The organism is Citrobacter sp. U14242 (genome assembly GCF_046555775.1).
GTDB lineage: Bacteria > Pseudomonadota > Gammaproteobacteria > Enterobacterales > Enterobacteriaceae > Citrobacter.
In genome coordinates, this window is sequence record NZ_JBKGLW010000015.1 from 47,709 (window position 1) to 62,322 (window position 14,614).

12 protein-coding genes are annotated in these 14,614 nt (G+C 48.5%); 4 read left to right on the forward strand and 8 right to left on the reverse strand.

Going from position 1 to position 14,614, the window contains the following annotated elements:
* The first annotated feature begins 84 nt into the window (after nucleotides 1–84).
* Entirely contained in the window at nucleotides 85–3,531 is a 3,447-nt protein-coding gene (gene mfd / locus ACLJXE_RS21475) for a transcription-repair coupling factor (protein WP_410751961.1), read from the forward strand.
* A gap of 148 nt (nucleotides 3,532–3,679) precedes the next feature.
* Nucleotides 3,680–4,645 carry a L,D-transpeptidase family protein gene (locus ACLJXE_RS21480; RefSeq protein WP_286628001.1) on the forward strand — a complete coding sequence of 322 codons (966 nt, stop codon included), beginning with the start codon at nucleotides 3,680–3,682 and terminating at the stop codon, nucleotides 4,643–4,645.
* 84 nt (nucleotides 4,646–4,729) lie between these two features.
* On the opposite strand, the gene bhsA is transcribed toward ACLJXE_RS21480, so the two are convergent.
* Nucleotides 4,730–4,987, reverse strand: a complete 258-nt coding sequence (gene bhsA, locus ACLJXE_RS21485) for a multiple stress resistance protein BhsA (protein WP_286628002.1) — start codon at nucleotides 4,985–4,987, stop codon at nucleotides 4,730–4,732.
* A 243-nt stretch (nucleotides 4,988–5,230) separates the two neighbouring features.
* Here bhsA and comR point away from each other — a divergent pair, with 243 nt between their 5' ends.
* Together comR and ACLJXE_RS21495 are read left to right on the forward strand one after the other, a co-directional pair.
* Nucleotides 5,231–5,866: a TetR family copper-responsive transcriptional repressor ComR gene (gene comR / locus ACLJXE_RS21490; RefSeq protein ID WP_286628003.1), complete on the forward strand. Its 636-nt coding sequence runs from the start codon at nucleotides 5,231–5,233 to the stop codon at nucleotides 5,864–5,866.
* A 253-nt stretch (nucleotides 5,867–6,119) separates the two neighbouring features.
* Nucleotides 6,120–8,300 (forward strand): TonB-dependent siderophore receptor, encoded by a 2,181-nt coding sequence (locus ACLJXE_RS21495; protein WP_410751962.1) that lies wholly within the window; start codon nucleotides 6,120–6,122, stop codon nucleotides 8,298–8,300.
* Nucleotides 8,301–8,357: 57 nt separating this feature from the next.
* Here the strand turns inward: ACLJXE_RS21495 and ACLJXE_RS21500 are convergent, their stop codons facing one another.
* The 7 genes from ACLJXE_RS21500 to sctT form a co-directional block, all read right to left on the reverse strand.
* Nucleotides 8,358–8,897 carry a glycine zipper 2TM domain-containing protein gene (locus tag ACLJXE_RS21500; protein WP_410751963.1) on the reverse strand — a complete coding sequence of 180 codons (540 nt, stop codon included), beginning with the start codon at nucleotides 8,895–8,897 and terminating at the stop codon, nucleotides 8,358–8,360.
* A gap of 172 nt (nucleotides 8,898–9,069) precedes the next feature.
* A complete protein-coding gene (locus ACLJXE_RS21505) occupies nucleotides 9,070–9,255 on the reverse strand; it encodes a hypothetical protein (protein WP_410751964.1) in 186 nt (61 codons plus the stop codon).
* Nucleotides 9,256–9,279: 24 nt separating this feature from the next.
* Nucleotides 9,280–11,148, reverse strand: a complete 1,869-nt coding sequence (locus ACLJXE_RS21510; RefSeq protein ID WP_410751965.1) for an IpaD/SipD/SspD family type III secretion system needle tip protein — start codon at nucleotides 11,146–11,148, stop codon at nucleotides 9,280–9,282.
* Nucleotides 11,149–11,180: 32 nt separating this feature from the next.
* Nucleotides 11,181–11,867 carry a LuxR C-terminal-related transcriptional regulator gene (locus ACLJXE_RS21515; protein WP_410751966.1) on the reverse strand — a complete coding sequence of 229 codons (687 nt, stop codon included), beginning with the start codon at nucleotides 11,865–11,867 and terminating at the stop codon, nucleotides 11,181–11,183.
* Nucleotides 11,868–12,018: 151 nt separating this feature from the next.
* On the reverse strand, nucleotides 12,019–12,582 hold the full coding sequence (locus tag ACLJXE_RS21520) for a lytic transglycosylase domain-containing protein (protein ID WP_410751967.1): 564 nt from the start codon (nucleotides 12,580–12,582) through the stop codon (nucleotides 12,019–12,021).
* 76 nt (nucleotides 12,583–12,658) lie between these two features.
* Nucleotides 12,659–13,843, reverse strand: a complete 1,185-nt coding sequence (locus ACLJXE_RS21525; RefSeq protein WP_410751968.1) for an EscU/YscU/HrcU family type III secretion system export apparatus switch protein — start codon at nucleotides 13,841–13,843, stop codon at nucleotides 12,659–12,661.
* A gap of 5 nt (nucleotides 13,844–13,848) precedes the next feature.
* Entirely contained in the window at nucleotides 13,849–14,610 is a 762-nt protein-coding gene (gene sctT / locus ACLJXE_RS21530; protein ID WP_410751969.1) for a type III secretion system export apparatus subunit SctT, read from the reverse strand.
* Between the last annotated feature and the right edge of the window lie 4 nt (nucleotides 14,611–14,614).

The window sequence follows — 14,614 nt, forward strand, 5'->3', positions numbered from 1 at the left end:
TCAATTTGCTTATGAGAAACGATCACGGATAATAAAGAAACATTGCTTATCAGACGTATATCCAAACGAGATCCTGACAACCGAATGCCTGAACAACATCGTTACACGCTTCCAGCAAAAGCTGGCGATCAGCGCCAGTTGGGTGAACTTACCGGTGCCGCCTGCGCGACGCTGGTCGCAGAAATCGCCGAACACCATCCGGGACCCGTGGTGCTTATCGCGCCGGACATGCAAAATGCCTTGCGTCTGCATGAAGAAATTCGTCAGTTTACCGACCAGATGGTGATGAATCTGGCTGACTGGGAAACACTGCCCTATGACAGTTTTTCCCCACATCAGGAAATTATCTCCTCGCGACTCTCCACGTTGTATCAACTGCCTGCGATGCAACGCGGTGTGCTGATCGTACCGGTCAACACGTTGATGCAGCGAGTCTGCCCGCACAACTATCTACACGGTCATGCACTGGTGATGAAAAAGGGCCAGCGCCTGTCGCGTGATACCCTGCGTGAGCAACTGGACAGCGCCGGTTATCGCCATGTTGATCAGGTTATGGAGCACGGTGAATACGCCACACGCGGTGCGTTGCTGGACTTGTTCCCAATGGGCAGTGAACTGCCTTATCGCCTTGATTTCTTTGATGACGAAATCGACAGCCTGCGTCTGTTTGACACCGATACGCAACGCACGCTGGAAGAAGTCGACGCCATTAATTTGCTGCCTGCCCACGAATTTCCAACCGATAAAACAGCCATTGAGCTGTTCCGCAGTCAGTGGCGCGACACCTTTGAAGTTAAACGTGACGCCGAACATATTTATCAGCAGGTCAGTAAAGGCACGTTACCTGCCGGGATTGAATACTGGCAACCGCTGTTTTTCAGTGAGCCCCTGCCACCGCTGTTCAGCTACTTCCCCGCCAATACGCTGTTAGTGAATACCGGAGATATTGAAACCAGCGCAGAACGTTTCCAGGCGGATACACTGTCACGTTTTGAGAATCGGGGTGTCGATCCGATGCGTCCACTGCTGCCGCCAGAATCGCTGTGGCTGCGGGTTGACGAACTGTTTTCCGAGCTTAAACATTGGCCTCGCGTCCAGCTCAAAACCGAAAGTCTGGCAAACAAAGCGGCGAATACCAATCTGGGATTCCGGAAGCTGCCGGACATCGCCGTACAAGCGCAACAGAAATCGCCGCTGGATGCGCTGCGTAAATTCCTGGAAACCTTCAATGGTCCGGTCATTTTCTCAGTAGAGAGTGAAGGTCGCCGTGAAGCACTCGGCGAACTTCTGGCTCGCATCAAAGTTGCGCCAAAACGTATTTTACACCTTGATGAAGCCGCCGACAGCGGTCGTTATCTGATGATTGGTGCGGCAGAGCACGGTTTCATTGATACCAAACGCAACCTGGCACTGATTTGCGAAAGCGATCTCCTTGGTGAACGTGTGGCACGTCGCCGCCAGGATTCCCGCCGCACGATTAACCCGGATACGTTGATCCGCAACCTCGCAGAGCTGCATCCGGGGCAGCCCGTCGTGCACCTTGAGCACGGCGTGGGTCGCTATGCTGGTATGACCACACTGGAAGCGGGCGGCATTACTGGCGAATACCTGATGCTCACCTATGCCAACGACGCCAAACTGTATGTGCCGGTGTCGTCGCTACATCTGATCAGCCGCTACGCCGGCGGCGCGGAAGAGAATGCGCCGCTGCATAAACTCGGCGGTGACGCCTGGTCGCGCGCCCGACAGAAGGCGGCCGAGAAAGTGCGCGATGTGGCAGCAGAACTACTGGATATCTATGCCCAGCGCGCGGCGAAAGAAGGTTTTGCCTTTAAGCACGATCGCGAGCAGTATCAGCTGTTTTGTGACAGCTTCCCGTTTGAAACCACACCCGATCAGGCACAGGCCATCAACGCGGTACTCAGCGATATGTGTCAGCCGCTGGCAATGGACCGTCTGGTGTGTGGTGACGTCGGCTTCGGCAAAACCGAAGTTGCGATGCGCGCCGCATTTCTCGCCGTCGAGAACCACAAACAGGTGGCTGTTTTAGTGCCGACTACCCTGCTCGCTCAGCAGCATTTCGACAACTTCCGTGACCGCTTTGCCAACTGGCCCGTGCGCATTGAGATGCTGTCCCGTTTTCGTAGCGCCAAAGAGCAAGCGCAGATTCTGGAGCAGGTTGCCGAAGGTAAAATCGATATTCTCATCGGTACGCACAAACTGCTGCAAAGCGATGTGAAACTAAAAGATTTGGGTCTGCTGATTGTCGATGAAGAGCACCGCTTCGGTGTCCGTCACAAAGAGCGTATTAAAGCGATGCGCGCCGATGTCGATATTCTGACACTGACAGCAACCCCGATCCCGCGTACGCTCAATATGGCGATGAGCGGCATGCGCGATCTGTCAATTATCGCCACACCGCCAGCTCGTCGTCTGGCAGTCAAAACCTTTGTGCGCGAGTATGACAATCTGGTGGTTCGCGAGGCTATCCTGCGTGAAGTGTTACGCGGCGGGCAGGTCTACTATCTGTTCAACGATGTTGAAAACATCCAGAAAACCGCTGACAGGCTGGCAGAGTTGGTACCGGAAGCGCGTATCGGGATTGGACACGGGCAAATGCGCGAACGCGAGCTGGAACGCGTGATGAACGATTTCCACCATCAGCGCTTCAACGTGCTGGTGTGTACCACCATCATCGAAACCGGGATCGACATTCCAACCGCTAACACCATTATTATCGAGCGCGCTGACCATTTCGGGTTGGCACAATTGCACCAGCTACGCGGCCGCGTGGGACGTTCACACCATCAGGCCTACGCCTGGCTGTTGACGCCGCATCCGAAAGCGATGACCACTGATGCACAAAAACGCCTTGAGGCAATTGCATCACTGGAAGATTTGGGTGCAGGTTTTGCACTGGCCACTCACGATCTCGAGATTCGCGGCGCGGGGGAACTGCTGGGTGAAGATCAGAGCGGTTCGATGGAAACCATCGGCTTCTCACTGTACATGGAACTGCTGGAGAACGCGGTTGATGCGCTTAAAGAGGGACGCGAACCGTCGCTCGAAGATCTCACCAACCAGCAAACTGAAGTCGAGCTACGGATGCCTTCGCTACTGCCAGATGACTACATCCCCGATGTGAATACGCGACTGTCGTTCTACAAGCGCATTGCCAGTGCGAAAAGCGAAAACGAGCTGGAAGAGATTAAAGTCGAACTGATTGACCGTTTTGGTTTGCTGCCTGACCCGGCCCGTACGCTGCTGGATATTGCCCGTTTGCGCCAGCAAGCGCAAAAACTGGGCATCAGAAAGCTAGAAGGCAATGAAAAAGGCGGGACGATTGAGTTTGCCGAGAAGAACCACGTCAACCCGGTGTGGCTGATTGGCTTACTCCAAAAGCAACCTCAGCACTTCCGTCTGGATGGCCCAACCCGGCTGAAGTTCATGCAAGATTTAGCCGAGCGTAAAACCCGTATCGACTGGGTACGTCAGTTTATGCGCCAACTTGAAGAAAACGCCATAGCGTAGCGTTCCGGCCGGGTGAGCACGGTGCTTGCCCGGCCGATGAATTTACAAACTCTTTGCACTTCCCTGCACTTCCCGACACAGCAAACCGCCATAATTCCTGTTTACTTTTACATTATAAAAACCACGTAAAAACAATGGATTTATGGTGATGTTAAACAATAAACGACTCTCTCGCTGGCTAACGATTTTTACGCTCGCGGCGACCGTCGCGTTAGCGCTTCCGGCTAAAGCGAATACCTGGCCGCTTCCGCCGCCAGGCAGCAAACTGGTGGGTGAAAATGCCACTCACGTTGTCGAAAACAACGGCGGATCGCTGGAAGCCATTGCGAAAAAATATAACGTCGGCTTTTTAGCGCTGCTGCAGGCTAACCCCGGCGTCGATCCATACGTACCTCGCCCGGGCAGTGTTTTAACCATCCCATTGCAAACCTTGCTGCCGGATGCCCCACGCGAAGGGATTGTCATTAACCTCGCCGAACTGCGTCTTTACTATTACCAGCCAGGTACAAAATCGGTGACCGTGTATCCAATTGGCATTGGCCAGTTAGGCGGCGACACCCTGACACCAACAATGGTAACCACCATCTCTGATAAGCGTGCCAACCCGACCTGGACACCAACGGCGAATATCCGCGCTCGGTATAAAGCCAATGGTATCGACCTCCCTGCCGTAGTACCTGCCGGGCCGGATAACCCGATGGGGCATCATGCTATCCGCTTAGCTGCTTACGGCGGTGTGTATTTGCTGCATGGAACCAACGCGGATTTTGGCATCGGTATGCGTGTCAGTTCTGGATGTATTCGCCTGCGTGACGGTGATATTGAAACCTTATTCCGCCAGGTTACGCCGGGAACCAAAGTGAACATCATCAACACGCCGATTAAAGCCTCCGTTGAACCTGGCGGTATGCGCCTGGTTGAAGTACACCAACCGCTGTCAGAAAAGATTAATGACGACCCGCAGTTACTGCCGATCGTGTTGAATTCATCAATGCAGAGCTTTAAAAATGCGGCACAAACAGACGCAGCGGTGATGGAGCATGCAATGGAGTTACGTTCAGGAATGCCTGTAGATGTGACACGCCACCACGATGTTCCCGCACAAACTCTGTAAATTCAGGTCATAAAAAACCCCCGCCGGTGTGTTCCCGCGGGGGTTTTTTATTGAATTCGCAGTGGCATTGCGAGGGTTTACAACTTATTTGTAGATAACTGCAGTCCCGTGAAGGGTGTTAGGACCGGTAACAGAAGTAATACGGAATGACTTCGCCCCCATTTCATCTGCTTTCTGTGCCAGTTGATCTTCCAGAGAACCTAAGTTAGTCCCGGCGTTGGCAGTGATAGTACCGACTTTCTGTTGGCCTTCAGGTGTAGCCTGAACTTCAACAGCGGCAAAGCTGGCAAATGAAAGTGAGCTCAGAACTGCAGCGACAAAAAGAGTTTTTACGTTTTTCATGATAGTGACCTTTAGCAGATGAATGTGTGCCGTAAGCGATTAACTTAACGATCGATAGGTAAATCATAGATGTGATCCAGGTCACACGTCAACATTTTTTTATAACGATTATTATTTAAATCATAAAGACCTTATTTTTCATGCTAATAGCATTAAATTATTTTTATAGTGAATGCACTGGAGTGTCTGCGCGATTATTTTTATAATGGTTATTCAATAAACCCAACCAGGTACAACGGCACCATGACAACTGAAACGACAAGTTGTGCAAAAAAAAGCCGTGGCCGACCAAAAGTGTTCGACAGGGAAGCCGCGCTTGATAAGGCCATGACACTCTTCTGGCAGCACGGATATGAAGCGACATCGCTCGCCGATCTCGTAGAAGCAACCGGGGCAAAAGCGCCTACGCTGTATGCAGAATTTACCAATAAGGAAGGACTGTTTCGTGCCGTGCTGGACCGCTATATCAGTCGCTTCGCGGCAAAACACGAAGCTCAACTGTTTTGTGAAGAAAAAAGCCTCGAATCCGCACTCGAGGACTATTTCACCGCAATCGCGACCTGCTTCACCAGTAAAGACACGCCCGCGGGCTGTTTTATGATTAACACATCCGCGACGCTTGCCGCCTCTTCCCGGGACATTGCGCGCACAGTTAAATCCCGTCACGCCATGCAGGAGCAGACGCTGGCTCAGTTTCTGCATCAACGGCAGGAACATGGTGAAATACCGGCACACTGCGATGTACAAAAGTTGGCTGAATATCTGAACTGTATTTTGCAGGGTATGTCGATCAGCGCCCGCGAAGGAGCCACATTCGAAAAACTGATGCAGATCGCGCACACCACGTTACGATTGTGGCCTGAACTGATTAAAGATTAACCTTTTCCACACTACCCACGTCTTACTGTCATCACCGGGAGCTTACGCCGTTCCCGGTGGATACGGCTCTTCTTAACCCCTACATTCTTTATTGTTTTCATTGAGTTAATACATTTCTTTTGTAAAAAACATTGATAATGTCAATCATTATCAGCAATATTCGCATTTGCTTTAATATCCGTTTCATAATGTAACAATCGGTTTCCATGCCGTAAAAATAAAAACAGACCAACAAATTTTATAAGGAATACAAATGAATAAGCATCTCTGGGTGCTCAATCCTCTGTTACTGTCTTTAACCCTACCGGCAATGGCGGCAGAAGAAGAAGATCTCATCGTCAGCGCCAACCGTAGTCAACGTACCGTGTCTCAAATGGCACAAACTACATGGGTTATCGAAGGCAGAGAGATTGAACAGCAGGTTCAGGGGGGGAAAGAGTTTAAGGATGTTCTTGCTCAGTTGATCCCTGGAATCGACGTTAGCAGCCAGGGACGGACCAACTACGGTATGAACATGCGTGGTCGCGCCATCGTTGTGCTTATTGACGGTGTTCGTCTCAACTCTTCCCGTACCGACAGCCGTCAGCTTGACTCTATTGATCCGTTTAATATTGCACATATTGAAGTTATCTCCGGTGCAACCTCACTGTATGGCGGCGGGAGTACCGGTGGTTTGATCAACATCGTCACCAAAAAAGGTCAGGCTGAGCGTGAAGTTGAACTTGAACTGGGCAGTAAAAGTGGGTTCAACAACAGCAACGATCATGACGAACGGGTTGCCGCCGCAGTTAGCGGAGGAACCGACCGCGCATCCGGACGCATGTCTGTCGCTTATCAACGCTTTGGTGGCTGGTACGATGCCAACCACGATGCCTTAATGCTCGATAACACTCAAACTGGCCTGCAACACTCTGACCGTCTGGACGTCATGGGCACCGGGACGATTGAGCTTGATGACGACCGCCAGCTGCAGCTGGTTACACAGTACTACAAAAGCCAGGGCGATGACGACTACGGACTGGATCTCGGCGAGAACATGTCCGCCGTGACGGGCACCGGTAACGCTCATACCAGCCGTGGTCTCAATTCCGACCGAATCCCCGGCACGGAGCGGCATCTGATCAGTCTGCAATATTCCGATGCTAATTTTTTCGGTCAGAATCTGGTCAGCCAGATCTATTACCGTGACGAATCACTAAAATTCTATCCTTTCCCTACGCTGAGCAAAGGTAAGGTTACCAGTTTCTCCGCATCACAACAGGATACTGACCAGTTTGGTGCCAAAATCACCCTCAACAGCCAGCTGATGGAAAACTGGGAACTGACATGGGGGATCGACGCCGATCACGAAACATTCGATTCCAATCAAGAATTCTTCGATCTGGCTTATTCCCTCCCCTCCGGCGGTATGGATAACCGAACGGCCTACACCACCGGGCGCTATCCCGGTTACAGCATCACCAACTTTGCGCCTTTCCTGCAAAACAGCTACGACATTAATGACATCTTTACGCTCAGCGGTGGTATCCGCTACCAGTGGACTGAAAACCGCGTTGATGATTTTATCGGCTATACACAGCAACAAGGCATCGCAACGGGTCTGGCGAACTCTGCTGATAGTATCCCGGGTGGCAAAGCAGACTATGATAACTTCCTGTTTAACGCGGGCATCCTCGCACACCTGACCGAACGCCAACAGACCTGGTTCAACTTCTCTCAAGGTGTGGAACTTCCCGACCCAGGAAAATACTACGGCAATGGTACCTACTCGCTGGTTGGCGATCATTATCAGCTCCAGCGCAGCGTTAACGTCGCGGATTCACGTCTGGAAGGCATCAAAGTTAACTCTTACGAACTGGGGTGGCGCTACACCGGCGATAATCTGCGCACACAACTGGCAGCCTATTACTCCACGTCAGATAAATCGATCGTCATTAACCGCAACGATATGACCATTAACGTACAACCCGACGATCGCCGGATTTATGGCCTTGAAGGCGCGGTGGATTATTTCATTGCTGATACCGACTGGAGTGTGGGAAGTAACTTCAACATCATTAAATCGGAAGTGAAGCAAAACGGTAAATGGCAAAAATGGGATGTCACTCTGGCTTCGCCATCTAAAGCAACCGCATGGGTTGGCTGGGCACCGGAACCGTGGTCGCTGCGAGTACAGAGTCAGCAAACCTTCGACCTGAGCGATGCCAGCGGCAACAAACTGGACGGATACAATACGATGGACTTTATCGGCAGCTATCCGCTCCCGCTGGGTAAACTGACCTTTAGCGTTGAGAACCTGCTGAATGAAGAGTACACCACCCTCTGGGGACAGCGTGCACCCTTACTCTACAGCCCGACCTATGGCAGTCCATCCTTGTATGAATACAAAGGCCGGGGTCGCACCTTTGGCCTGAACTACGCGTTGACCTTCTGACAAAAAAAGCCCCCCAGCCTGAGCGAATGGGGGGCTAATGTTCAGGATAACGCTATTTTACGCCTTGTTATTCAGAACCAACTGGCCGTTGTTATCCAGCGGAATTTGCGTACCGGGATCTTTATCCATACGGATTTTGCCCTGCTGATCGCCAATTTTGTACGTGACGTTGTAGCCCAGCATTTTTTCTGATTTGTCATACACCGTTTTACAACGTTGTTGTGTGGTCGTGTATGTATCGTTTTCCTGCATTGAACCCTGAATCTGGTTACCTGCAAAACCGCCACCTAACGCACCGGCAACGGTCGCAATGTCTTTGCCGCGCCCACCACCAAACTGATGACCAATTACGCCCCCGGCAACCGCGCCCAGCACGGAACCGGCAATACGGTTTTCATCCTGTACAGGTTTACGGTGAGTAACCGTCACATTGCGACATTCCTGGCGCGGTGTTTTTACCGTTTCTTTAATCGGTGTTGCAGAGACGACTTGTGCAAACTGTGGGCCACGTTCAAAAACGTTTAGACTGGCCACTGCCGCCACACCCAGCGCAGCAGCTACGCCAATCCCTATACCCGCCAACATGGATTTATTCACGGGACTTCCTCCTTTTTTGCTATTAGCAACAACTTTGCAACAGAAGGTAAATAATGCCAATCAGATTACGGATGAAAATCGGGGGAATAGAAGCAAAAATCGCGTGATTCAGACGGTTCTGAATCACGCGAAATCACCTTTCATGAGCGTCGAAGAATAACAACCTGCAGCATTACCATTCAGATTTGTACATCGGACTTGCCGGATCATCCGTATCGCCCATAATCCAATCAGAAAAAAGCTGGTTGCCAAATAGCTGCGTAGAGATCTGCATCAACTGGCGCTGCTCATCCGTCAGACTTGCCGTAGGCTCGTCAACCTGCGTGACCGCTCCGGAGGGGGGCGTCGCTGTACTCATCGTTATATAACTCATCATATCATCCTATTTCAGGAACTCTTTTTGAGTTTCCAGCAGCGCCTCAATGGTAGAAGATAAAACCTTGGTCAGGTTATTATAAATTGTATTCGCCTGGTTTAATTTTTCGGACATAACCTGCGACAGACTTTCTATCGTACTGGACATGGTATTCATCGAGTTTTCCCACTCGTTAAATACGCTGGTACTGACGCTTACTTCATTAAGATTAACATCATCACTATTAATAACCAATTCGGGAGGGTAAAAATATTCAGCATACTCCTCTAACGTTCCAAAATAAGCATCACCGTCCCAATCCAGATCTTTGGGAAGATTTGATGTGGATATATCTGCAACGCTGTCACAAATAACCACTGTTTCTTTTACTCTATAGTGTACTGGTTTACCGGTACTGTCGAAATCTGCACCTTCAATCATATCGTTAGGTATAACTATTGTGCTATTTTGATCACCGGTCCCTACTATTTGATAGTAGGAACATCCAGCAGGGGGAGCATGCCTCCCATCAGTACCGCCACTGCCAGTATCACTGAGTTTGTCTAATTTATAATCTGCCGTCAGTACATAATGTGAGTGTTTTTTGTCAACCGCATCGGTATAATCATCGCTTCCTGTAACATGCTCAATATGAGAAGCTCCTCCCGTTCCATCATCAAAGTTACTTTTCTTAGTAGGATAAACATATATGCCCGTACTTGAATCGTCAGCTTTGACTTTTCCGTCTTCATACCGAGTTAACCCTGAGTACCCTTTTGAGGGGGCAGCATCTTTCTCCAGCATTTCCTGCAACTGTTTATTCGATGTAATATCTAGAGGCCCCGTACGGTCCTTAGGTTCAACATAGTTAGCGTCGAGACTGCCGACATGCAATGTCGCGTCCATCGCATCAACAACCGGTTGAATATCAGGATAAACATACAAGGTATATTTGCCATCCGCTTCCTGTACCAGGTATAACTGTTCGCTTTCTCCAGAAATCTCAATGGAGTTGAAAACGGTCACATCATCCTCTGTCCCTGTCTTACCATCCTCGCCCGCCGTCACCGTCTTATTGACAACGAGCTGATCTTCCATATCCAACTGTACAGCCCAGTAATCAACGCCTGCCAGATCCAGACCCCGAATAGCTACTGGTCCGCTTGGCGGTGGTGCTACCGCCGTTCCGTCTTCCTGAGGCAGAGGATTAATCGCCCTGGTGTTGATATTACCGTCCTTACCATACTTTCCCCAACTACAGATAATAGTGTCAAGCTCTGCGGCAATCCCTGCAACATCAATGTATATATTATCTTCATTCTTCTTATCATCGCTACTGGTAATATAATTCACCATTCTGGTTTTAAAACCATTTACCGCATCCAGATACTCCACGCTCTGGTTGGCCAAATCCGTGTACACATCCATATACGTCTTTTTCAGAGCACCCAGTTCCGTCGTCACATTGGCATAGATCTCCCAGTCACTCTGCGGAACGCCATCGTCTTTCCAGGTATAGGTGCTATAGTCGATGTCTCCATCAATAACACCATCGCCATCTTTATCCATGTTTCCGTCAAGCGGAACGTCCCAGGTCGTGCTATTACCCTTAACCCCCGTTGCCAGCAAGGTAGGCAAACTGCTTTTCAACACGTTTTGCGCTGGCAAAGTGTCGATCTGAATACCCTTTTTAAGCAATTCATTATATTGCTCAGAGTAAACCGCGAGCTTCGCCAGCAAAGTATCAATGACCTGCTGTCGGCTGGCGTCTGAACTTGTCGGCGTGGTTACGACAGAAGCATCAGTGACCTCTTCTGTGGTAGAAACGGTTTCTGTCGCCGCGCGCAACGAAGAAAGTAGAGTCCGGCTGGTAAAAGAAGCCGCTATCGTAGTCATAGTTTCGGTCCCTGAAAAATGGAGTAGTAACGTCAGTATCCAGGCATGTCAGAAAGTCTGTCCTGGGACTGCACATAATGGAGCAACTGCATATTGCTGGTAATCGCGAGTTTCTGCATGGCGTTATGCTTATGTACGGCAACGGTACAAACAGATCGTTTCAAAAGGCTGGCGATCTCTTTTACCCGCATGCCACGGGCATAAAGGCGAATAACCTCCAGCTCTCGCAAAGTTAAAGATGAATACTGCTGATGTGCATGCATAACATTATCAACAGGTTCGAAATATTGCCGGATCAATGGTGATGTAAAAAAACCGCCCTGATGACAAGCGGCTAATGCTTTAGGCAAGCAGAGCACTAAATCATCTTTCTTACTTAATAACGCGCGGACCCCTATTGCCTTGAGTTTTCGCAAAGTCAGGGCATAAGTTTCGTTTGTCAGGACAACTAACATTAACTCTGGCGCCAGTTGCTGGAGTCGTTGAATAAAACGACTCACATTTCTACTCCCCATGAATTCGAGAGGCAGATCGATAACTAAAACCTGTGGTTTAACGGGCTGATGACTTGAGAGTTGGTTAAGCAACCCTTCGCCTAAACTGGCGGTAAGTACAACATCAGCGTAATCGGCAAGCAGGCTACGTAGCCCCGTTATGACAATTGGCTCATCGCTGGCAAGCGCGACAGTAAAGCATTGATTTGGCATATTTCTTATCATATACAACTCCTGACGCAATGGTTAATCAATCCCTGATTAACGCCGATTATATTTTATTTCTATAAACTGGCAGCCATATTCGCTCAGCGCAAAAGATACATTCAAATTATTTTTTCTACTGTTTTCGTTAAAAAAAAATAAATGCAGTTATTTAACGTATGGTTAAGTATTTTAATTTCACAGCGTGAATGTATTTCTGTGTTTCATCAAATGGAGGAACCTGATTGTGGTATTTTTCAACATTATTTTCACCTGCATTGTAGGCAGCAAGCATCAGATCAATATTGCTGTCATAGCGCCGCGCCAGTTCTGACAGCAGAAAAGTACCAAGATGAATATTTAACTCAGGACTGGACAATGCCTCCTTTTTCAAGCGATGCCCTAACCTGAGTGACAAACTTGTCGCCGTTTGTGGCATGATCTGCATCAAGCCCACTGCGCCCTTAGCCGAAACAACATCCGGATTAAATCCGGATTCAACTGCCATAACCGCTTTAACCAGATAAGGATCTACACCGTAATGTCGTGCGTAATGAGCAATGACGTTATCGTACCGAAGGTTTCCCTTTGCTCTGTCATCTGAGCGTTGGGGCGGTACTTTCGCCAGGCGAATCGATTTCACACCGGTATACGCCTGCCAACGCCGCGCCAGCTCACCTTCAGCAGCAGGACAACGTTTGGCTTTTTTGGAGGTGCGTTGCTGTTCTACATGCATAATCCCTCCTGCGTCGATATAGCACCACTGTTCCGCGAAAACTGGGAAGACAAGGGACATAAATAAAATTAGCACGCTACAACGCATTATTATTGTCCTCCTTAACGGAAGATGCATCGCGGTCCTTATGTTGTTCGTCGCTCCTGTCTCGTTCGGTATCGCCAGTATCCAGCATCAGTGCATCATGCGGTTCGTCCTCCTGTACCTGTTTATCTTCAGGCACATCATTTTTCCAGGCTTGCTCTACTTGTTCAAGCCAGGTTAGCAGTTGCATAATTTCATCTATGCTATCACTGTCAATGAATGTGTAGATTTTCGCTGTTTTAAAAATACGTCGCGCCAAAGCAATATTACGAATGACCGGAACATTATTTTTTTCTGCGAATGCAATTGCGGCAACTGCCCGGGAATTTTTCTCAACTACGGAAATAAATGGTAAGCCAATAACTTTAGGATTGTAATAGATCCCCAATGCAATATGTGTTGGGTTTGCCAGCACCATCTTGGACGTCATTATATTCGCTTTGGTTTGCTCAGAAAGGAGTTCCCGGTGCAACTGCTTCCGTGCACTTTTTATATGCTGGTCGCCTTCATTATTTTTATACTCTTGCTTGATTTCTTGCTTTGTCATCATCAAGTCTTTAATATACAAAAAAAACTCGATCATTGCGTCAAATGCCATAATAATTAAAAATGGCAATAACGTATAACAAAACAACAATGGAATTAATCCTCGCCAAACGCTCATGAAATGCTGAATATTACCAGAAGGCACGGTAAACAGACGGGCATGATATTTCATTACAAAAATACTGAATCCCGTTATTGCCATGCCGAGATAACAAATGGCCTTGATACTGTCTTTCAGATTTCTGATACTGAAAATCTCTTTAAATCCTTTCAACGGGTTAATAGCATTCAGATCTAACCTGATTGCTTCCGATGCCATTTTAAAACGAGTTTGTATTAGTGTGACTAGCATTGAGGTTAAAACGGAGACAACTGCTATACCGGCAATAATTTTAAATGCCGTAGAAAAGACTAAACGCGCATATTCGCCAGTTGACAGCATAAATCCACTGGTAACAAACAAATCAACATAGAACATCAACTCTTTCGCGTCTATGGTCATCCATACAAAAGAAGATACAGCTATCAGAGTAAGCAACCCAACAAAGTCACGACTCAGAAACATCTGCCCTTTTTTAGCCGAATCTTCTTTCTTTTTGTGTGTCGGTTGTTCAGTTTTTTCCTCACTCATGTCTATTACCTCCCTGGTAAAAAATCACCCAACCGCAATCCAGTAAGCTGGGGAATGAGTAGTGGCGTCAGATAAAATAGTAGTACCACAATAGCAACAACACTTTTCAATGCCAGTGCAACGGAAAAAGCATTCAATTGTGAAGCAAAACGTGAGAGCAAGCCAAGCGCACATTCTGTTATAAAAAGAGCAATAACAACAGGTCCCACCAGAATTAATGCCCTGAGCATTATCTCATTCACAAAATGAACGCCCTGAAACGCTAATGTTTTACTAAAATGGAACGTTTGCGCCACCGGAAATATTTGATAGCTTTCCTTTATAGCCTCACACAGTGTAACCATCCCGCCGCTGAGCATAAACGTGGCACCATAAAAATAATTCATAAAACTGGCGAAAACAGATGTTTCGACACCGACGCCAGGATTCATTGTACTACTGATGGTTGCACCGCGTTGGTTATCAATAATCTCACCTATTGCCAACGCAATCCAGAACGGTACCGCCAGACAAATCCCGCAAATCAAACCAATAATGGCCTCCTGTATAATAATGGTCAGCATCGGCGCGGTCGGCGCAAGCGAAAACTGTGTACTCAGTATGGGTAGCATGCCCACAATCATAAAGCACATTATGACATTTTTGACAATCATCCCACCTAGTATCTGGCTATTAAACCAGGGTAAAAAAAGCGTTATCGGTAAAATCCTGGCCAACCCGATAATAATAAGGACAATATATTCATGGAAAAGTACATAGACGTTCATAGGC